The 20,003-nt window shown below is 70.1% G+C and carries 19 protein-coding genes; 14 read left to right on the forward strand and 5 right to left on the reverse strand.

Annotation, left to right across the window (positions count from 1 at the left end; all coding sequences use genetic code 11):
• Positions 1–249: 249 nt before the first annotated feature.
• The gene (gene glnII / locus ACQP0P_RS12325; protein WP_433375078.1) at positions 250–1,263 is read right to left on the reverse strand and encodes a glutamine synthetase; all 1,014 of its coding nucleotides are present in this window, start codon (positions 1,261–1,263) and stop codon (positions 250–252) included.
• A gap of 402 nt (positions 1,264–1,665) precedes the next feature.
• Between glnII and ACQP0P_RS12330 the strand changes: the two genes are divergently transcribed.
• Complete coding sequence (locus ACQP0P_RS12330) at positions 1,666–2,748, forward strand: thiolase C-terminal domain-containing protein (protein WP_433375081.1); 1,083 nt, start codon at positions 1,666–1,668, stop codon at positions 2,746–2,748.
• An 88-nt stretch (positions 2,749–2,836) separates the two neighbouring features.
• Here the strand turns inward: ACQP0P_RS12330 and ACQP0P_RS12335 are convergent, their stop codons facing one another.
• Positions 2,837–3,205 carry a hypothetical protein gene (locus ACQP0P_RS12335; RefSeq protein ID WP_433375083.1) on the reverse strand — a complete coding sequence of 123 codons (369 nt, stop codon included), beginning with the start codon at positions 3,203–3,205 and terminating at the stop codon, positions 2,837–2,839.
• A gap of 189 nt (positions 3,206–3,394) precedes the next feature.
• Here ACQP0P_RS12335 and ACQP0P_RS12340 point away from each other — a divergent pair, with 189 nt between their 5' ends.
• From ACQP0P_RS12340 to ACQP0P_RS12365, 6 genes are all read left to right on the forward strand, one after another.
• Positions 3,395–4,279, forward strand: a complete 885-nt coding sequence (locus ACQP0P_RS12340) for a MurR/RpiR family transcriptional regulator (RefSeq protein WP_433375086.1) — start codon at positions 3,395–3,397, stop codon at positions 4,277–4,279.
• A 2-nt stretch (positions 4,280–4,281) separates the two neighbouring features.
• On the forward strand, positions 4,282–5,046 hold the full coding sequence (locus ACQP0P_RS12345) for a sugar isomerase domain-containing protein (RefSeq protein ID WP_433375089.1): 765 nt from the start codon (positions 4,282–4,284) through the stop codon (positions 5,044–5,046).
• Between the two features lie 39 nt (positions 5,047–5,085).
• On the forward strand, positions 5,086–6,495 hold the full coding sequence (gene ngcE / locus ACQP0P_RS12350; RefSeq protein WP_433375092.1) for an N-acetylglucosamine/diacetylchitobiose ABC transporter substrate-binding protein: 1,410 nt from the start codon (positions 5,086–5,088) through the stop codon (positions 6,493–6,495).
• Positions 6,496–6,620: 125 nt separating this feature from the next.
• The gene (locus ACQP0P_RS12355; protein WP_433375094.1) at positions 6,621–7,523 is read left to right on the forward strand and encodes a carbohydrate ABC transporter permease; all 903 of its coding nucleotides are present in this window, start codon (positions 6,621–6,623) and stop codon (positions 7,521–7,523) included.
• Entirely contained in the window at positions 7,523–8,434 is a 912-nt protein-coding gene (locus ACQP0P_RS12360) for a carbohydrate ABC transporter permease (protein ID WP_433375096.1), read from the forward strand. The genes ACQP0P_RS12355 and ACQP0P_RS12360 overlap by 1 nt, the downstream gene beginning before the upstream one ends.
• 81 nt (positions 8,435–8,515) lie before the next feature.
• Positions 8,516–8,662: a hypothetical protein gene (locus ACQP0P_RS12365; protein ID WP_433375098.1), complete on the forward strand. Its 147-nt coding sequence runs from the start codon at positions 8,516–8,518 to the stop codon at positions 8,660–8,662.
• 40 nt (positions 8,663–8,702) lie between these two features.
• On the opposite strand, the gene ACQP0P_RS12370 is transcribed toward ACQP0P_RS12365, so the two are convergent.
• Positions 8,703–9,386 carry a DNA alkylation repair protein gene (locus tag ACQP0P_RS12370; protein WP_433375101.1) on the reverse strand — a complete coding sequence of 228 codons (684 nt, stop codon included), beginning with the start codon at positions 9,384–9,386 and terminating at the stop codon, positions 8,703–8,705.
• 87 nt (positions 9,387–9,473) lie between these two features.
• Complete coding sequence (locus ACQP0P_RS12375; RefSeq protein WP_433375103.1) at positions 9,474–10,163, reverse strand: TetR/AcrR family transcriptional regulator; 690 nt, start codon at positions 10,161–10,163, stop codon at positions 9,474–9,476.
• A 124-nt stretch (positions 10,164–10,287) separates the two neighbouring features.
• On the opposite strand from ACQP0P_RS12375, the gene ACQP0P_RS12380 reads away from it, so the two are divergent.
• The 5 genes from ACQP0P_RS12380 (at position 10,288) to ACQP0P_RS12400 (ending at position 17,390) form a co-directional block, all read left to right on the forward strand.
• Complete coding sequence (locus tag ACQP0P_RS12380) at positions 10,288–11,439, forward strand: acetyl-CoA C-acetyltransferase (protein WP_433375106.1); 1,152 nt, start codon at positions 10,288–10,290, stop codon at positions 11,437–11,439.
• A 321-nt stretch (positions 11,440–11,760) separates the two neighbouring features.
• Positions 11,761–13,002, forward strand: a complete 1,242-nt coding sequence (locus tag ACQP0P_RS12385) for a glycosyltransferase (protein ID WP_433375109.1) — start codon at positions 11,761–11,763, stop codon at positions 13,000–13,002.
• Positions 13,003–13,190: 188 nt separating this feature from the next.
• The gene (helR, locus tag ACQP0P_RS12390) at positions 13,191–15,338 is read left to right on the forward strand and encodes an RNA polymerase recycling motor ATPase HelR (RefSeq protein ID WP_433375112.1); all 2,148 of its coding nucleotides are present in this window, start codon (positions 13,191–13,193) and stop codon (positions 15,336–15,338) included.
• Between the two features lie 80 nt (positions 15,339–15,418).
• Positions 15,419–15,559 carry a hypothetical protein gene (locus ACQP0P_RS12395; RefSeq protein WP_433375115.1) on the forward strand — a complete coding sequence of 47 codons (141 nt, stop codon included), beginning with the start codon at positions 15,419–15,421 and terminating at the stop codon, positions 15,557–15,559.
• Positions 15,560–15,869: 310 nt separating this feature from the next.
• Positions 15,870–17,390: a glycoside hydrolase family 3 protein gene (locus tag ACQP0P_RS12400; protein ID WP_433375118.1), complete on the forward strand. Its 1,521-nt coding sequence runs from the start codon at positions 15,870–15,872 to the stop codon at positions 17,388–17,390.
• Between the two features lie 11 nt (positions 17,391–17,401).
• Here ACQP0P_RS12400 and ACQP0P_RS12405 read toward each other — a convergent pair whose 3' ends face one another.
• Positions 17,402–18,841, reverse strand: coding sequence for a PLP-dependent aminotransferase family protein (locus ACQP0P_RS12405; RefSeq protein WP_433375120.1), 1,440 nt, complete (start codon positions 18,839–18,841; stop codon positions 17,402–17,404).
• A 47-nt stretch (positions 18,842–18,888) separates the two neighbouring features.
• On the opposite strand from ACQP0P_RS12405, the gene ACQP0P_RS12410 reads away from it, so the two are divergent.
• Positions 18,889–19,074: a hypothetical protein gene (locus tag ACQP0P_RS12410; protein ID WP_433375122.1), complete on the forward strand. Its 186-nt coding sequence runs from the start codon at positions 18,889–18,891 to the stop codon at positions 19,072–19,074.
• A gap of 178 nt (positions 19,075–19,252) precedes the next feature.
• Positions 19,253–19,945 (forward strand): HAD hydrolase-like protein, encoded by a 693-nt coding sequence (locus tag ACQP0P_RS12415; protein WP_433375125.1) that lies wholly within the window; start codon positions 19,253–19,255, stop codon positions 19,943–19,945.
• The last annotated feature ends 58 nt before the right edge of the window (positions 19,946–20,003 follow it).

Here is a 20,003-nt window from a genome sequence, read left to right on the forward strand (position 1 = left end):
CGAAACGGTCGCGGGCTCGGCGCCCGCCCATCTCGGCCGGGTGGGCGAGAAGCCGCTCCACCGGGGGCAGGGTCACGGACCCGGGCAACGGACCGATCCGGCGGGCGGTATGCCGGCACTTTGTTGTTATGTGGGCTGCGCTGTTTCGGCCCGGCCGGCACCGGCCGCTGTGCGGTCGCCACCGGGGAAAGCGGAAGGCCGCGGACGCCCCCGGCAGGACGTTCGCGGCCTTCGCCTTCTCGGTCGGGATTAGACCTGTTCGGCCTTCTCCAGAGCGGAGCAGCAGGTGTTCACGATGAGGCGGGTCACCTGGTAGGGGTCGATGTTGGCGTTCGGACGCCGGTCCTCGATGTAGCCCTTCTTCTCCACCTCGACCTGCCACGGGATGCGGACCGAGGCGCCGCGGTCGGAGACGCCGTAGCTGAACTCGTTCCAGGGGGCGGTCTCGTGGAGACCGGTGAGACGGTCCTCGATGCCTGCGCCGTAGTACTTGACGTGCTCCAGGGCGTTCGCCGCGAGGGCCTCGCAGGCGGTGATGATCGGGTCGTAGCCCTCGCGCATCGCCTTGGTGGAGAAGTTGGTGTGCGCGCCCGCGCCGTTCCAGTCACCCTTCACCGGCTTGGCGTCCAGGGTGGCGGCGATGTTGAAGTCCTCGGCGGTGCGGTAGAGCAGCCAGCGGGCGATCCACATGTGGTCGGAGACCTCCAGGGGACCGGCCGGGCCGATCTGGAACTCCCACTGCCCGGGCATGACCTCGGCGTTGATGCCGGAGATGGCCAGGCCCGCCTCGATGCAGTAGTCGAGGTGCTTCTCGACGATCTCGCGGCCGAAGACCTCGTCGGCGCCGACGCCGCAGTAGTAACCCCCCTGCGGGGCGGGGAAGCCGCCGAGCGGGAAGCCGAGCGGACGGCCCTCCTTGAAGAAGGTGTACTCCTGCTCGATGCCGAACCACGACTCCTGGTCGGCGTACTTCTCCGCGACCTCGACGAGGGCCGCGCGGGCGTTGCTGGCGTGCGGGGTCATGTCGGGGTTGAGCACCTCGCACAGCACCAGCACGTTGCTGCCGCCGCGGATCGGGTCCGGGCAGATGAACACCGGCTTGAGCACGCGGTCGGAGGAGGACCCGTCGGCCTGGTTGGTGCTGGACCCGTCGAAGCCCCAGATCGGGAGTTCGGCACCGTCCGCCATGACCTTGGTCTTTGAGCGGAGCTTGGCGGTCGGCTCGGTACCGTCGATCCAGATGTATTCGGCTTTGAAGGTCATCGGCGGAGTCCTTGAGGGTGGAGGTGTCTGCTGCCACCAAAGATTCGCAAGTCGCGATTTCGCAACTGTTGCCCGTATGTGAACAGAGTGTTACCCAGCCTCATCCGGGCAGGCAGCGGCCGCCCCGAAAACCGCACATGCCGGCCTCTGCCCCTGTGAGCTGCCATTTTGCGGGGATGTAGACGTCCGTCGCGGAGGTCGAGGGCGGTCCTCTGGGGCTCCCGGCCAATCCGCCGCCCACTTAACCGAGCAAGCGCTTGCCTAAGACAGGTGGTCGCGTTACCGTGACGGGCGATGGCCGAGATCCGCCCGCGTCCACGACGTCCCGGCGGTCCACGGACGTCGTCCGCCGGGACGGATCGCGCCCCGTCTCGGCGGGCGACCCGATCTGTCAGGAGCCGGATGCGAGGTAGGGCGGCCGTCGCGGGCCTCGGGATGACGGCCCTGACACGGGCCTCGGGCAGGACCGAGCTGGACCTCGCCGTCGAGGCGTCTCGCGCCGCGCTGGCCGACGCCGGCATGGAGGCCGGGCAGGTCGACGCGGTCCTCAGCTACCACATGAACGACTCGGTCCCCGTGGTCGGTGTCGCGAGGGCGCTGGGAATCGAAAGGCTGGGCTGGCACAACGACATCTCCGGCGGCGGTACCCAGGCGGCGTCCATCCTCGGTGACGCGGCGATGCTCATCGCCTGCGGCGTCGCGGGCAGCGTGCTGGTCTACCGGGCGCTGAACGGCCGCTCGGGCAGGCGCATGAACACCGTCTCCACCGGTCCGCAGGAGCGCTTCACGGTCCCGTACGGCATGGCGGGACCGATCCCGATGTTCGCCCTGGCGGCACAGCGCTACCTGCACGAGACCGGTCTGGGAGAGGAGCATCTGCACGCGGTCGTCGCCCAGTCACGCGACAACGCCGCGGCCAACCCGCGCGCCCTGCGGCGCGATCCGCTCTCGCTGGAGGAATACCTGGCCAGGCCGTACGTCTGCACACCGCTGCGGACCGTCGACTGCTGCCAGGAGACGGACGGCGCCTGCGCGCTGGTGATCCGCGACGTGCGGCTCGCCCCGGAGGCTCCCCGGATCCACGCCGTGATCAGGGGAGGGGGGCCGGGCTGCTCGTCCATGGACCGTTCGCCCGACGTCACAGCGGTCTTCTCCGCCCATGTCGCGGCTCCCCTGTGGGAGACGTCGGGCATGCGGCCCCGGGACGTGGACGTCGCCCTGCTCTACGACGCCTACTCCTGGCTGGTGCCCAGGCAACTGGAGGACTTCGGCCTGGCCGGCCGGGCCGAACTGGGCGAGTTCCTCCTCGCCCGCCGCCACGCCGGGGTCAATCCGCACGGCGGCCTGCTGTCGGAGGGGTACGTGCACGGGCTGAACAACGTGGCCCAGGCGGTAAGGGAACTCAGAGCGGGTCGCGAGACCGCGCTGGTGACCGGATTCGGCGGCAGCTACGGCAGCGCGGCCCTGCTGGTCCGCCCCGGCTGAGGCCGCGACGCGCGCGGGGGGTGGGCGAGTGCCGACCACGCCGGGTCGACCACTCGGCGGGGCGCGGCGGGCGCGGGGCCGGACGGGCTCAGCTGGACTCGTCCCAGTCGTCCTCCCGAGAGCCGGCGAGCTCGGCCTCCATCTCCTCCAGATCCCGCATGAACCCCTGGAACCCCCTCGGGCCCAGGCGGCGCCAGACGAGCAGCTGCAGGGAGCGCGTCTCCTCGTCCAGCGTCGGCTCCTCGTGGCGTGCCGCCCGCCTCTCCTGGGCCTGCCGGTCCACGGCCTGGAGCTCCTCGGCCGTGAAGCGGACTCCGTGCTCGCGTTCGAGCAGCCGGAGGTGCGGGTCGTTGCGCAGTCTCTGGTCCCGGGCGCGCCGGGCGCGCCGGGCGGCCAGCTCGTCGTGGACGTGCGCACTGGAAACCTGAGGCGGCGTGTCGGCCGGACGTCGAGTCATCGTGGGTTCGCCTCCGTCGGGCGGCTCCTTTTCTGGAACCTCTGCCATGAACGACGCTCGACGGGCGGCGTAGGTTGTCGGAACTTTCCCCGCGGACTCCGGAGTCACCGGCGTCACACCCGCCACCATGCCCCCGATGGTCTTGACTCGGCCCCGAGTTGAGAATAATTTTCACCCAGATGATTTTTGATGAAAGGAATGCTTGTGGCCGCAGGTGCGCTCGGACGCATCCAGACCGAGACGCCCGCGCTGCCGGAGGCGCTGCGCCGGGTGGGTGAGGCGATCCTGGCCGACCCTGCGGAGGCGGCGCGATCCACGATCATCACGCTGGCCGAGCGGAGCGGCAGCTCGCCCGCCACGGTCACCCGTTTCTGCAGGGTGTTCGGTTTCGCGGGATACGCCGGGCTACGGGTCGCGCTGGCCACCGAGACCGGCCGCGCGGCGCAGGCCAACTGGGACATGGGGGTGGGCCACGAGATCGGTCCCACCGACCCGCTCGACGCGGCGATCGGCGTGATGGCCGCCGCCGACTCGCGGCTCATCCAGGAGACCGCGGCCCAACTCGACGTGGGCACCGTCGCCAAGGTCGCCGAGGCCATCGTCGCGGCCCGCCGCGTCCTCATCTTCGGGGTCTCCACCAGCGGGGCGGTGGCCGGGATGATGGGCGGGCGGTTGCGCCGCATCCGGGTCCCCTGCTGGAGCCACGCCGACGCGCACGAGGCGCTCGCCGACGCGGCGCTGCTCGGCGAGGGCGACGTCGCCATCGGCATCTCCCACCAGGGCCGCACCCGCGAGGTGCTGGAGTCCCTCGGCGAGGCCGGAGACCGGGGCGCGCTGACCGTCGCGGTCACCTCCTTCGCCCGTTCCCCGCTGGCGGAGTTGTCGGAGCTGGTGCTGACCACCGCCAGCCGCGAGACCACCTTCCGGCTGGGTGGCCTGGCCGCGGTCCACTCCCAGCTCTTCGTCCTCGACACCGTCTACGTCGCGGTCGCGCAGCGCACCTACGAGCAGACCAACGAGGCGTTCGAGCTGACGATCCGGGCCCTTGAGAGCCACCGCGTGGAGAGGAACTGAGTGTGGACATCAACATCGGGGCCGTCGAGTACGTCCATGAGGTGAAGGCCCTGGTGGACGAGGTCTCCCGGACCCAGGAGGCCGCGGTACGGGACGCGGCCGCGTTGACGGTCACCTCCCTGCTCGACGGCGGCGTGATCCAGGCCTTCGGCTCCGGGCACTCCGAGGCGATCGCCATGGAGATCGCCGGGCGCGCGGGTGGCCTGGTGCCCAGCAACCGTCTGGCCCTGCGTGACGTCGTCCTGTACGGCGACGCCCCGGTCGGCACCCTCCTCGGAGCCCCCGGCGAGCTGGAGCGCGACCCGTCGGTCGCCCGGCGGATCTACGACCTGGCGCCCGTCCGGCCGCAGGACGTGTTCGTGCTGATCTCCAGCTCCGGGGTGAACGGCTCGGTGGTCGAGCTGGCCTCGATCGTCAAGGAGCGGGGGCACGGCCTGATCGCCCTGACCTCCGTACGGCACAGCACCGCGATGACCTCACGCCACCCCTCGGGCCGCAAGCTGCTCGACCTCGCCGACGTGGTGCTCGACAACCGCGCCCCGTACGGCGACGCGGTACTCCCGCTTCCGGACGGCGGCACGTTCGGGGCGGTCTCCACGATCACCTCGGCGCTGCTGGCCCAGATGGTCGTGGCCGAGGTGGTGCGCACGCTGATCGAGGCGGGCCACACTCCGCCGATCTACCGCTCCGCCAACGTGACCGGCGGAGACGAGCACAACCGTGTTCTCGAGAACCGCTACGCCGGAAGGATCCGGCGAGGTGCCTGACCACTGCCTGCCACTTCCAGGCCACCCCCAGGAGGAAGCATGACCCAGCTATCCAGGCGCGAGCTCCTGCGCAGCGCGGCCCTGGCCGGCCTCGCCCTGCCCGCCCTGTCCGCGTGCGCCACCCCCGCGGGCAACGGTGGTGCCGCGTCCTCGGCACCCGCCGCCGGGGCCACCAGCGCGGCCAACCCGCTCGGCTTCGCCGAGGACAGGCCCCTGGAGATCTGGATCTTCGACGGCGGTTTCGGCGACGGCTACGCCAAGGACGTCCACGAGAAGCTGCTCCAGGCCAAGCACCCCAAACTGGAGATCAAGCACAACGCGACCAAGGAGATCGCCAAGACCCTCCAGCCGCGCTTCGCCGGCGGGAACCCGCCGGAGTTCATCAACAACTCCGGCGCCAACGCGATGGACTTCGGCGCCCTGGTCCAGGACGGTCAGCTCGCCGATCTCACACCGCTGTACGACGCGCCCAGCTGGGACGACCCCGCGGTCAAGGTGCGCGACACGATCGACCCGAACGCGATCGAGCTGGGCAGCTACGACGGCAAGCCCTACGTCCTCAACTACGCCACCACCGTCTGGGGCATCTGGTACTCGCAGAAGCTCTTCGAGGCCGAGGGCTGGCAGATCCCCAAGACCTGGGCCGACTTCCTGGCCCTGTGCGAGACCATCAAGAAGGCGGGCAAGATCGCGCCCTTCACCTACGCCGGCAAGCACCCCTTCTACATCTACGAGACCATCCTCACGCTCGCCGCGAAGATCGGCGGCAAGGACGTGCTGAAGAACATCGATAACCTCCAGGACGGCGCCTGGAAGGCCGAGCCGGTCAAGCAGGCCGCGGCGGCCTTCGCCGAGCTCGGGTCGAAGTACCTGCTCCAGGGCACCGCGGGGCTCGACCACGTGCAGACCCAGACGGCGCACAACAAGGGCCAGGTCGCCATGTTGCCCTGCGGATCCTGGCTGGAGAACGAGCAGAAGGACTCCACCCCGGCCGACTTCGGCTACGCGATGTTCGCGCTGCCCGACTTCGGCTCCTCGGACGCCCTGCCGTACGGCACCCTGCACGCCCGGCCCGGCGAGGAGTACGTCGTCTCGGCGAAGTCGGCCAACCCCAACGCGGGTCTGGAGTACATGCGCGCCATGCTCTCCAAGGAGGGCGCGGGCAAGTTCATGGAGCTGGTCTCCACGCTCACCGTCGTCAAGGGCGCGGGGGAGGGCAAGACGCTCAAGCCCGGTCTCAAGAGCGCCTCGGCCGCGCTGAACGCGGCCGGCGACAACGCCGTCTGGTTCCTGTTCCGCAAGTGGTACGTCGAACTGCACGACGAGGTGGCCGCCGCGACCGGGCAGCTCATGGCCGGCAAGCTGACCGTCGACGCCTGGGCGGACCGGGCGCAGCGGAAGGCCGACGCGATCAAGAAGGACACCTCGGTGAAGAAGTTCAACCGCTGACGTCCGCCCCCGTCCGACAACGGGGGACGCCAGTGCCGACCACCCCCTAGGCAGGAGATCGCGTTGAGGTCCACGGTTCACCGGCCCACCCGGCGACGGGCCGATCACCGAACGGCGAGTCGCTCATGAACCACGGCAGGACACGGTTCGTCGCGGGATTCCTGGTGATCCCGGTGGGCCTCTACGTGATCTACGTGATCGCGCCCTACGCGCAGGCCTTCTACATCGCGTTCACCGACTGGCGTGGGGTGAACGCGAGCCCGCGGCTGGTGGGCCTGGAGAACTTCCAGCGACTCCTGGCCGACAACGTGTTCTGGAAGGCCGTCAGTCACAACCTCATCCTGCTGGTCCTGATGCCGGTCCTGACCCTGGGGATCGCGCTCCTCTTCGCCTTCCTGCTCAACGCGGGCGGGCGGGGCGGCACCGGGGGCATCTGGGGGTCGAAGTTCTACCGGGTGGTGTTCTTCTTCCCCCAGGTGCTGGCCGTCGCCGTGGTCGCCGTACTGTTCCAGCAGGTCTTCAGGCCCGACCGCAGCGGGATGCTCAACGCGCCGCTCATCGCCCTGGGGTTCGAGCCGGTCGGCTTCCTGTCGGACACCAGGGTCGCGTTCTGGTCGATCCTCGCCGTGCTGGTCTGGCAGGCCGTCGGCTTCTACGTCGTGCTCTTCTCCGCCGGCATCGCCTCCATCCCCCGTGACCTGTTCGAGGCGGCGGCGATCGACGGCGCGGGAAGGGGGCAGCTGTTCCTGCGGGTCACGCTGCCGCTGCTCTGGGACACCATCCAGGTCGGCTGGGTCTACCTCGGCATCGCCGCGCTGGACGTCTTCGCCATCGTGTGGGTGATGACGGCGGAGCACGGCGGGCCCGACCACTCCACGACCGTGATGGCGGCGGAGATCTACCGCACCGCCTTCCAGTACTTCAAGTTCGGCTACGCCTCCGCGATGGGCGTGGTGCTGTTCTTCTTCACCATCGGGTTCGCGACACTGGCCCTGCGCCTGTCGCGACGTGAACGGATCGAGTTCTAGTGGCGGACGCCGTGATTCCCCGGAGCCGGGCCTGGGCCCGCGAGGAGCGCAGGAGGCGGCTCGGCCCCCTGTCGGCCCTGACGCACGTCGCACTGCTGGTCTGGACGGTCCTGGTCGTCGTGCCGATCGTGTGGACCTTCCTCGCCTCGGTGAAGAGCGAGGATGAGATCTTCGGCGACGCCTGGTCGCTGCCGGCCTCCCTCCGCTTCGACAACTGGGCTCGTGCCTGGGAGCAGGCGCACATCGGCCAGTACATGATCAACAGCATCGTGGTGGTGGCCTTCGGCACCTTCGGCACGATGCTGTTCGGTTCGATGGCCGCGTACGTGCTGGCCCGCTACCGCTTTCGCGGCAACCGGGCGATCTATCTGCTGTTCGTCTCCGGCCTGGCCTTCCCGGTCTACCTGGCGCTGACCCCGCTGTTCTTCGTCGTGCAGAACATGGGGACGGTTCCGGTGATCGGCCAGTTCATCGGCCTGAACACGCACGGCGGGCTGGTGCTGGTCTACATCGCCTACTCGCTGCCCTTCACGGTCTTCTTCCTCGCCGCGTTCTTCAGGACGCTGCCGGGCGCGGTGGCCGAGGCGGCCTTCGTGGACGGGGCCTCGCACGCCCGGGTCTTCTTCCGGATCATGCTCCCGATGGCCAAGCCGGGCATCATCAGCGTGACCATCTTCAACGTGCTCGGCCAGTGGAACCAGTACCAGCTGCCCCTGGTGCTGCTCACCTCGGACAGGGACAAATGGGTGCTCACCCAGGGCATCGCCGACATCTCCACGGCGGCCGGCTACGACGCCGACTGGTCGGCGCTGTTCGCCGCGCTGAGCATGGCCATCCTGCCGATGATGATCGTCTACACGCTCTTCCAGAGCCAGATCCAGAAGGGTCTCACCGCGGGCGCCCTCAAGTAGCCGAATTTCAGCGGGTCCCCCTGGCTGATCACATGGCGGAGTCGATCCAGAGAAGGTGCCGCTCTGCGTCGCCTCGACCATATGCGGCGCAGAAGAAACGTTCTCGAATACTCCGGCCGGCCCAGTGAGGCGGTCACCGGCGACGAACTCGATGAGGCGACCATGTGGACCGCAGAGATCATCGACTTCTGCGAGCGCCTTGTGCCGCAGCTGGATCTGTTCCCATAGGGGCTGACCCCTCGTCGCTGTTTCCCGTGGTCGCCTGCAATCAGCGCGCCGGGAGGTTCTTCAGGGCCTCGCGGCGGCTCAGGCCGCTGATGCCGGTGTGGTCGACGTAGCGGACGACCTCGTCGGGGTTGGTCTTGGCGTACTCGCGCAGGGCCCAGCCGATCGCCTTGCGGGCGAAGAAGTCGTTGTCCGACAGGCTCGGCTCGATGCAGGCGTACAGCAGGCCGATGTCGGTGGCGGCCTTGAAACGATTCTGGGAGAGGATGGCCGTCCGGCGCTTCCACAGGTCGGTGCCGCGGGCCCAGCGGAGCATGAGGGGGCGCATGGTGTCGGGGAAGGCCGTGAGCAGTCCGCCGACACGGTGGACGGCGATGTCGTCGACATAGTCCCACCAGGCTCCGGTGACGATCATCTCCTCGTACATCGGCAGCGCGTCGAGTGTCTGGAAGCCCCGGTAGAGGCGGAAGCCGGTCAGTTCGATCGCCGCGTAGCGCTCCTCGCGGTACTCGGCCCCGTGCCACAGGGCCAGCGTCGCCTCCCGCCAGGCGGGTGCCGTCTCCACGTAGTACTCGGTGAACACCCGCTTCAACGCCGCGCGGCGAGGTGCGGCCTGCACCCCGAGGAAGGGCATCTCGGACTTCATGTAGGCCCGCATGGCCGGGGCCTTGGTGGAGTCGGCCACCTCGGTGAGTGCCATGCGCACGGCCTTCTGCAGTATCTCCACGCTCGCCCACCACTTCCCGTTCGCTTCGCGGACGGCTTGATTCTCACAGGCCGCGCCGCTCTCCGCGCGGGGTTCCGCTCACCGGCGTCAGGCCTTCTGGCTGCTCCGCTCGCCGGTCGCCAGGCCGTCGAACAGGACGGTGATGTAGTGCTCGGCGAGACCCGCGGTGTTGAGGCGTCCTCCCGGGCGGAACCAGCGCACCGCCACCCAGATGGTGTCGCGGATCATGCGGTAGGTGAGCTTGGGATCGACGTCGGCGCGGAACAGGCCGGCGGCCTGGCCGAGCTTGATCTGCCCGACCCACATCCGCTCGACCTCGTCCTCGGCCTTGACCAGGTAGTCGAAGCGGTCACCGGGGAGGGAGCGCAGATAGTTCCAGTCGTTCTGCATGACGGTGATCGCCGCACGGTGGGGCTCCAGGGTGCTGAACCCGATGCGCACCATCTCTGAGAGGATCGTGCGGGAGTCGCCGTCCTGTTCCAGGGCGACGCGGTAGCGGCCGACGAGGTCGTCGAGGAAGGTGGTCAGCACCTCGTCGACGATCGTCTCCTTGGAGTCGAAGTGGTGGTAGAGGCTTCCGGAGAGGATGCCGGCCTCTTCGGCGATCTCCCGGACGGTGGTCGCCTGGAAGCCCTTGCGGGCGAAGAGCTCGGCGGCGAGTTTGACGAGATGATCGCGGCGCTCTGACGCCGGGCCGGATGCGGCCGCGCGCTTGGCCCCACCCTGGCGCTTGACCGGGGTCGTGGTCGCGCCGCCGGAGTTCTTTCGCGTGTTCACACCCCCATTATGAACCCTTGCGCAATCGCTTGTTCACCGAAACGCGCCAGCTCATCGCGGCCTCTGTTTTTAACCAAGCGCTTGCTACGCTTGTTGTCAGGTGAAGACCGAAGGGATTCAGACAATGACCGAGGCATACATCGTCGGCGCGGTCCGTACCCCGGTGGGCCGCAGGAACGGCGGTCTCGCCGACGCGCACCCCGCCGACCTGGGCGCCCACGCCATCCGCGAGCTTGTCGGACGCACCGGAGTGGATCCCGAGGCCGTGGACGACGTCGTGTTCGGGTGCGTCGACACCGTCGGCCCGCAGGCCGGCGACATCGCCCGTACCTGCTGGCTGGCCGCCGGGCTGCCCGAGGGGGTGCCCGGCGTCACCGTCGACCGCCAGTGCGGCTCCTCCCAGCAGGCACTCCACTTCGCCGCCCAGGCGGTACTGTCGGGCACCGCCGACCTGATCGTCGCCGGTGGCGTGCAGAACATGAGCCGGGTCCCGATCGGCTATGCCATGACCGCCGGGCAGGCGCTCGGCTTCGACAGCCCGTTCGCGGGCTCCAAGGGCTGGCAGGCCCGGTACGGCGGACAGGAGGTGTCCCAGTTCCGGGGCGCCGAAATGATCGCCGAAAAATGGGATATATCGCGACTTGAGATGGAGGAGTTCGCGTACGAGTCCCACCGGCGGGCGCTCAGCGCGATCGACGAGGGTCGCTTCGCCGCCGAGATCGTCCCCTACGAGGGTGTCTCCACCGACGAGGGCCCGCGCCGTGACACCAGTCTGGAGCGGATGGCCGGGCTCAAGACCCTGGTCGAGGGGGGAAGGCTCACCGCCGCGCTTTCCTCGCAGATCTCCGACGGCGCGGCCGCGCTTCTCGTCGCCTCCGAGCGGGCGGTCAAGGCCCACGGGCTGACCCCGCGCGCCCGGATCCACCACATCTCCGCCCGCGGCGACGACCCCGTCATGATGCTCTCCGCGCCGATCCCCGCCACCGCGTACGCCCTGCGCAGGGCGGGTATGACGATCGGCGACATCGACGCCGTCGAGATCAACGAGGCGTTCGCCCCCGTCGTGCTGGCCTGGCTGAAGGAGACCGGCGCCGACCCCGGCCGGGTCAATCCCAACGGCGGTGCCATCGCCCTCGGCCACCCGCTCGGCGCGACCGGCGCCCGGCTGATGACCTCGCTCCTGCACGAGCTGGAGCGGACCGGCGGCCGGTACGGGCTGCAGACGATGTGCGAGGGCGGCGGCCAGGCCAATGTGACGATCATCGAACGGCTCTGACCGCCTCCGGCGAGGCCGCCCCACCGGGATCTGCTCCCGAACGTGTCCCCGGCCGCCAGGTGGCTCCGTATGTGGCGTTCGAGAGTGTTCCTGATCTCGGGGACGGTTCGGGGAGTGGGATGCCGGGGGCGGTCGGGGTCGCCTTCGCTCACCTGCCGCAGTCGGCGCCGGTGTTCTCCTGCCCAGTCGGTGAGTGGAAAGGGGAGTAACCGCTCCTTTCCACTCTCAACGTATAGCGCACCGGGGGGCTTGCCACAAGCCCCGGGTCGTGCCGCAGAATCGTCGGCCGAGGCCAGAACCTGCGGAAACGGGGGATACGAAATGCGAGTGTTGTTGTCGACGTATGGGTCACGCGGGGACGTCGAACCGCTGGTGGGACTCGCGGTGCGGTTGCGGGAACTCGGCGCGGAGGTGCGGGTGTGCGCGCCGCCGGACGAGGACTTCGCGCAGCGGTTGGCCGGTGTCGACGTGCCGCTGGTGCCGGTCGGCCGGTCGGCGCGCGCGCTGACGACTATGGCGTCGCCGCCGTCGGCGGCGGACCTGCCCCGGCGCGCGGCCGAGTTGATCGCCGGCCAGTTCGACGCGGTCACCGCGGCGGCCGAGGGATGTGACGCGTTGGTGGCGACCGGTGTAATGCCGGCCGCGGCCGGCGCGCGGTCGGTGGCCGAGAAACTGGGCATCCGCTCCGTGTTCGTGGCCTTCCAGCAGATCACCCTGCCGTCGCCGTACCACCCGCCGCTGGCGTATCCGGGTCGGCCGTTCCCGCCGGACGTGACCGACAACCGGGTGCTGTGGGAGCTGGACGCCCAGAGCGTCAACGCGCTGTTCGGTACGGCGCTCAACACGAACCGGGCGTCGATCGGCCTGCCACCGGTGGACAACGTTCGCGACTACGTCATCGGCGACCAGCCGTGGCTGGCGACGGACCCGACGCTGGACCCGTGGCAGGAGACGCCGGACCTCGACGTTGTGCAGACCGGCGCGTGGATTCTGCCGGACGAACGCCTGCTTCCGGCCGCGTTGGTGACGTTCCTGGACGCCGGCACACCACCGGTGTACGTGGGCTTCGGCAGCATGCCCATGCGCGCGTCGAAGGACGCCGCCCGGGTGGCCATCGAGGCGATCCGCGCGCAGGGCCGCCGTGTAGTGGTCTCCCACGGCTGGGCGGACCTGGCCCTGATCGACGACCGGGACGACTGCTTCGTCGTCGGCGAGGTCAACCAGCAGGCACTGTTCGGCCGGGTGGCCGCCGTCGTGCATCACGGCGGCGCGGGCACGACGACGACGGCCACCCGGGCCGGCGCGCCTCAGGTGGTGGTACCCCAGGCGACGGATCAGCCGTACTGGGCCACCCGGGTGGCCGGCCTGGGCATCGGTGTGGCACACGACGGTCCGGCTCCGACCGTCGAGTCCCTGTCGGCCGCGCTCAGGACGGTCCTGGCCCCCGAGACCCGCGTACGGGCGAGGGCCGTGGTCGGCACGATCCGCACCGGCGGGACGACGGTGGCCGCGACGCTGCTGCTCGACGCGATCAGCCGGGAAAGGCCGCCGGTGTCCGCGTGAACCACACGGGATCGGCGATCCAGGACCCGGAACACGAGAACCTGCGAACCCTGGCGACCTGAACCGGCAACGGCCGGGGGCCACGTCAGGCGGAGCGTTGCCCGTCATGGCCACCAGGTTCGTCACGCTCGTCCAGACGCCTTGCCGCGCGCAATGGCCGCAAGCGACCCCAGATCGGAGCCAACGACGTGAACCCGCTGACCACCAGCGCGTTTGACCTTCCCGACCACCTCGCACCCAAGGCCGACCCGAGGCTGATCGACGGCGACGAGCAGCACTTCGCGGCTATCGCGGAGAGTCTTGAGCAGTCGATCGCCGACCTGTCCGACCGCCTCGACGCCGAGCGCAAGGCGCCCGGCGGCAAAGGCCGGCAGGCGGTGGACCGGGACCTGGAGATCCACCGGCTGACCGCTCGGCTGCGCGCGCTGCGTCGCTTCGGCTTGGACCTGTGCCTCGGACACATGGTCGGCGCGGACAGCCCCGAGCCCGTGTACGTCGGACGACTCGGCCTCACCGACAGCGCGGGCCGTCGGCTGCTGCTCGACTGGCGCTCCCCCGCGGCCGAGCCGTTCTTCGGCGCCACCCACGGCAACCCGATGGGTCTGGCAAGCCGCCGCAGGTATCGCTGGACCCGCGGCCGGATCAGCGACTACTGGGACGAGGTGTTCACCTCCGACGGGTTTGAAGGGCACGCCGCGCTCGACGACCAGTCCGCCTTCATCGCCAGCCTGGGTGGCAACCGGTCGGCCCGGATGCGAGACGTGCTCGGCACCATCCAGGCCGACCAGGACGCCGTCATCCGCGCGGGATCGCGCGGCGCTCTCGTCGTCGACGGCGGTCCGGGCACGGGGAAGACCGTCGTCGCTCTGCACCGCTCCGCCTATCTCCTCTACTCCGATCCTCGCCTCGGTCACCACCGGGGCGGCGTGCTGTTCGTCGGTCCGCACCAGCCTTACCTGGCCTATGTCGCAGACGTCCTGCCCAGCCTTGGAGAGGAGGGCGTGCAGACCTGCACCCTGCGGGACCTCGTCGCCGAGGGAGCCGCGGCGGCGATCGAGGCCGACCCGGACGTGGCCCGCCTGAAGTCGTCCGCGAACCTGGTGCAGGCGATCGAGCCGGCCGTCAGGTTCTACGAGAACCCGCCCACCAAGGGGATGACGGTCACCACCCACTGGGCCGACATCTGGCTGAGCGCCGACGACTGGGCCGAGGCGTTCCAGGCACCGGATCCCGGTACCCCGCACAACGAGGCGCGCGACCAGATCTGGGAGGAGCTGCTCACGATCCTGATGGACAAGCACGACGGCGAGGTCTCGGCTGACCTGCTCCGCAGGTCGCTGATGCAGGACGGGGAGTTGCTCACGACCTTCAACCGCGCGTGGCCGCTGATCGAAGCGGCCGACCTCGTCGGAGACCTGTGGTCGGTACCCGCCTACCTGCGCAAGTGCGCTCCCTGGCTCAGCCCCGACGAGGTCCGGCGACTGCGGCGCGCGGACGCCCAGGCCTGGACGGTGTCCGACCTGCCGCTCCTGGACGCGGCGCGGCAGCGGCTCGGCGACCCGGAGGCGTCACGACGCAAGCGCCGGCAGGAAGCCGCTCTCGCCGCCCAGCGCGAGCGCATGGCCCAGGTCGTCGACGCCCTGATCGAGGCCGATGACGACGGCGAAGGCCTCGTGACGCAGCTGCGCCGAGCGGACCTCCAGCGAAACCTGGTCGACGAGTCCGAGCTGCCCACCCTCGACCCGGACCTGCTCGCCGGCCCGTTCGCGCACATCGTCGTGGACGAGGCTCAGGAACTGACCGACGCGGAGTGGCAGATGCTGCTGCTCCGCTGCCCGTCTCGCAGCTTCACCATCGTCGGGGATCGCGCCCAGGCCAGGCACGGGTTCACCGAGTCGTGGCAGGAACGGCTGGAGCGGATCGGGCTCGACCGGATCAACCTGGCCTCCCTGACCGTCAACTACCGGACGCCGGAAGAGATCATGGCGGAAGCCGAGCCGGTCATCCGGGCCGTGCTCCCGGACGCCAACGTGCCGACCTCCATCCGCAGCGGCGACGTCCCCGTCGTCCACGGATCCGCTGCGGATCTGGGCTCGATCCTCGACACCTGGCTCGCCGCGCATGCCGACGGGATCGCCTGCGTCATCGGCGATCCCACGTTCCGGGGAACGTCCCGCGTCCGGTCGCTGACCCCGGAGCTGTCGAAGGGGCTCGAGTTCGACCTGGTCGTCCTCATCGACCCGGAGACGTTCGGCGACGGCGTCGAAGGAGCGGTCGACCGCTATGTCGCGATGACCCGAGCGACCCGGCAACTCGTCATCCTCACGAGCTCCTGACGCCGGCCGGACGAACGCCCGCTCCCGGCCGAGTCGGTGGCCTTTCTGGGCGCCGGCGCACCATCGAGTCCCTGTCGGCCGTGCTCAGGACGGTCCTGGCCCCCGAGACCCGCGTACGGGCGAGGGCCGTGGCCGGCACGATCCGTACCGGCGGGGCGCCGGTGGCCGCGACGCCGCCGCTCGACGCGATCAGCCAGGAAAGGCCGCCGGCGTCCGGGTGAACCACACGGGATCATCGAGCCAGGGAAAGTGCCTCGTCCACGGGTGCCCGGCGACACCTCCGGAGGTGTCGCCGGGCACCCGTGGACGTCGCGACCAGGCTCCGTGCCGGCCGATTTTGACTCATCCTCGTCGAGGCCCGGTAAACCTTTACTTGAAGGCCAATGGTCAGCCCACTAGCAATTAGGAAACTTTCCTATTAGATTTGCGCCAAGCCGCCGTGGGAGCGCTTTCCCCGGAGGTTCTGGACAACGTGGGGTCTGCGCGCCTTCGGCATGGGACGCCGACCGGTCGTCAGGCGAGGAGTGGTGAATGAAGCGCGGCCCAGAGCTGCTCCGTCTGGCGGAGACTGTCGTCCTTCCCGGTTTCGAGGGCAAGGCCCCGCCCGACTGGGTGCGGCGCAGACTCGGTGAAGGGCTGGCCGGGGTGGTGCTCTTCTCCAGGAACGTCGCCACCCCCTCCCAGGTCGCCGACCTCACCGCCGCGCTCCGCGCGGAGAACCCCCAGGTCCTCGTCGGCATCGACGAGGAGTCGGGCGAGGTCACCCGCCTGGAGGCGGCCGGCGGGAGCACCCGGCCGGGCAACTACGCCCTCGGCGTGGTCGACGACATCGGCCTCACCGAGGAGATCGCCGCCGACCTCGGCCGTGACCTGGCCCGGGCGGGCGTCAACCTCAACTTCGCCCCCTCGGCGGATGTGAACTCCAACCCCGACAACCCGGTCATCGGCCTGCGCTCCTTCGGCGCGGACCCCGAGCTCGTCGCCAGGCACACCGTGGCCTGGATCCGGGGCATGCAGTCGGCGGGCGTGGCGGCCTGCGCCAAGCACTTCCCCGGCCACGGCGACACCTCGGTCGACTCCCACCACGGCGTGCCGCTCGTCGCCGCCACCGCGGGGGAGTTGCGCGACGTGGCGCTGCGGCCCTTCCGCGCGGCCGTCGAGCAGGGGGTGCGCACGGTCATGACCGGTCACCTGCTCGTCTCCGCCCTGGACCCGGTGATGGCCGCCACGCTCAGCCGCCGGGTCCTGCACGACCTGCTCAGGGTCGAGCTGGGCTTCGAAGGTGTCATCGTCACCGACGGCATCGAGATGACCGCGGTCTCCGGCCCGTACGGCATCGGCGGCGCCTCGGCCCTCGCCGTCGCCGCGGGCGCCGACGCGATCTGCGTGGGCGGCGAGCACGCCGGAGAGGAGACCGCGATCGCGGTCCGTGACGCGATCGCGGATGCCGTGATCGAGGGCAGGCTCTCCGAGGAACGGCTGGCCGACGCCGCCCGCCGCGTCCGCGAGCTCGCCCTCTGGACCGCGACCACCCGCCGGGGCACGCCCGCGCGCGCCACCTCCGGCGGTTCCGGCGACGCGTCGATCGGCCTGGTCGCGGCCCGGCGCGCGCTGCGGGTCACCCGCCGCTCCGCGACCGCGGCCTTCCCCCTGTCCGCCCCACCGCACGTCGCCGAACTCGCCCCCGAGATGAACCTCGCCATCGAGAAGGACACCCCCTGGGGCGTCGGCGAGCCGCTCGGCAAGCTCCTCCCCGGCACCACGGTCACCCGGCTGGACGCCTCCACCGCCACCGGGAGCGCCATCGAGACCGTACTCGCCGCCGCGGCCGGGCGCCCCCTGGTCGTCGTCGTCCGCGACGCGCACCGCCACCCCTGGCAGACCGACGCGCTCCGGCACCTGCTGGCCGCCCGCTCCGACGCCGTCGTGGTCGAGATGGGCCTGCCCGGCCGCTCCGACCTCGGCGCCGTGCACATCGCCACCCACGGATCCGCCCGCGTCTGCGGCCAGGCGGCCGCCGAACTCCTCGCCGGGGACCCGGGCACCGCCTGACCAAGTCTGTTTCAGAGTGTGCGACACGTGGTGTGCAGGACGTGGGCGAGGGCGTCGACCGCGGCCGGGTAGGCGTGCTCGCTCGGTGTTCCGTAGCCGACGATGATGCCCTGCGGGTGGTCTCCGGGGGCGTGCCAGCGATCGCCCAGGTGCCCCACTCCCACTCCGTCGGCGGCTGCGGTATGGAGCACCTGCTGCTCGGTGGGGCCTCCTGCGGGCAGGCTGATCAGGATGTGAAGGCCGGCGGCGATCCCGTGAACGGAGAAACCGGGCGGCAGCCGGCCTGGCGGGGCCTGGAGGCGGGTCAGCAGCAGATCGCGGCGGCGTTGGTAGCGCAACCGGCACGCGCGGACGTGCCGGTCGTAGGCATGGCAGGCGATGAGGTCCGCCAGCGTCAGTTGGCCGATGGTCTCGGTGTGATGATCATTGTGGCGCTTGGCTTCGACCAGTGGCTCCAGGAGGTGCCGCGGTAGCACGATCCAGCCCAGGCGCAGGGCGGGACCCAGGGTCTTGGAGACGGTTCCGATATAGGCGACGTGGTCGGGTGCCGTGCCCTGGATCGCGCCGACGGGCTGGCGATCGTAGCGGAACTCGCCGTCATAGTCGTTCTCGATGATCAGAGCGCCGCTGGAGCGCGCCCAGCAGACGAGGGTCCGGCGGCGTTCCGAGTCGAGGGTCTGTCCTGTCGGATACTGATGGGCCGGGGTCACCTCCACCGCGTCCACCGGCGGGAAACCGGATGCGCCGAGCAGATCGGTCCGAGCGCCCCGCTCATCCACGGCGAGCGGGACGACCGCCGAGCCGTTGCGGCGGATCACCTCACGGTGGAAGGCGACTCCCGGATCCTCCGTCGCGATGGTGGCCGTGCCGGTCTCGCTGAGTACGCGGCTGAGCAGAGCCAGGGCCTGAACATATCCATTCGTGATCATGATGAGGTCCGGGCGGGCGAGCACGCCCCGGGTGCGTCCAAGGTATTCGGCCAGTGCGGTACGCAGTTCGATCCGGCCGCGCGGATCGTCATAGGTGTACGCGTCGGCTGCGGCCGAGCCCAGCGCCCGGCGGGTGGACCGCAGCCAGGCCGCCGTGGGAAAGGCGGAGGCATCCGGGCGGCCCGGGCGGAGATCGTGCCGGGGACGGGGCGAGATCCGGTCGTGCGGTCCGGCCGAGTTGTCCGTGTGGTGCTGGAAAAGCCTGGCCACCGCCGTGCCCGATCCCTGGCGGGCGGTCAGATATCCCTCGGCGATGAGCTGGTCGTATGCCGCTCTGACGGTTCCACGGGACAGTCCGAGTTCGGCGGCGAGCTTGCGGCTGGCGGGCAGCCGGGCCTGGGGCGCGAGCCGTCCGGTCTGGATCGCGGCACGCAGGGCCTGCTCAAGACCGGCACGGCGGCCGGTGGCCGGATCGAGCTCCAGATGGAGATCGACACCAGAAGTGGGCCAGGAATCTGACATATTACTGGATCTTAATCCCGGCCCAATCGCGTCGTAGTGTCATCACCATGACCGTCGGCACGGCACCCACCGCGGGCATGCTGCTCGTTCTAGGTGTGGCCTCGTTCGCGGCGGTGGCACTTGGAGCGCGGAGCCTGGCATGGCTCGTCGTCGGTCTCCTGGCGATGGAGGCGGCGGTGGGCACACATCTGCCGAACATGAGCGTGGGCTACGGCTCGCCTCCGCCTACATGATCACCTACAGCCTTGGGGGCGCGGCCGGCACCGTCGCGGGCACGGCGGCCCATCGGCTCGGCGGATGGGCCGCGGTCTCGGTGGTCGGCACGGTGTTCATGATCTTTGGACTGAATCGTATGGACGCGAGACAATCATGGAGGTTGCAATGCGGACTGACCCACCAGCCCCTCTGCTGGTGCTCTGGGACATCGATCACACGCTGATCGATCCCGGCGCCGTCGCGCGCCAGGCCTATGCCGAGGCGTTCCGCAAGGCGACAGGCCTGACGCTGGAGCAGCCCTGGCAGTTTGACGGCCGCACCGAGCTGGCCGCCGCCACCGATGCGTTGCGGGCTCACGGCCTGAATCCCGACGCCGGCCTGCTGGACGGCTTCATCGAACTGCTGATCATGGAACTTCGGGACCGTGCGGGCGACCTGGCCGCCGGCGGGCGTGCGCTGCCAGGCGCCGCCGATGCGCTGATCGCTGTGGGAGCCGTCCCAGGAGTGCGTCAGTCGGTCCTGACCGGGAACCTGCATCCGCTCGCGGTATTGAAGTTGGCGGTGTTCGGCCTCGACCGCCACATCGACTTCCGTCTCGGCGCGTACGGAGGCGACGCCTTCGAACGCGCCGACTTGCCGGCGCACGCTTTCAAACGGACCGAGCAGCATCTCGGCCGCCGCCACAGCGGCGCCGACACCGTCATCGTCGGCGACACCCTCCGCGACATCGCCACCGCGCACGCAGCCGGCACCAGGGTCGTCGCGGTCGCGACCGGAACCAACAGCGTCGCGGAACTACAGGCGGCCGGCGCGGACATCGTGCTGCCGGATCTCGCCGACACCGGCGCCGTCCTGCACGCCGTCACCGCGTGGAAGCGGTCCACCTGACCGGAGGGTGGCTAGCAGATCGGTGTCGTAGGCGTGCAGAACGCCTCGGGGATCAGCG

This window comes from Streptosporangium sp. CA-115845 (assembly GCF_050943795.1).
GTDB lineage: Bacteria > Actinomycetota > Actinomycetes > Streptosporangiales > Streptosporangiaceae > Streptosporangium.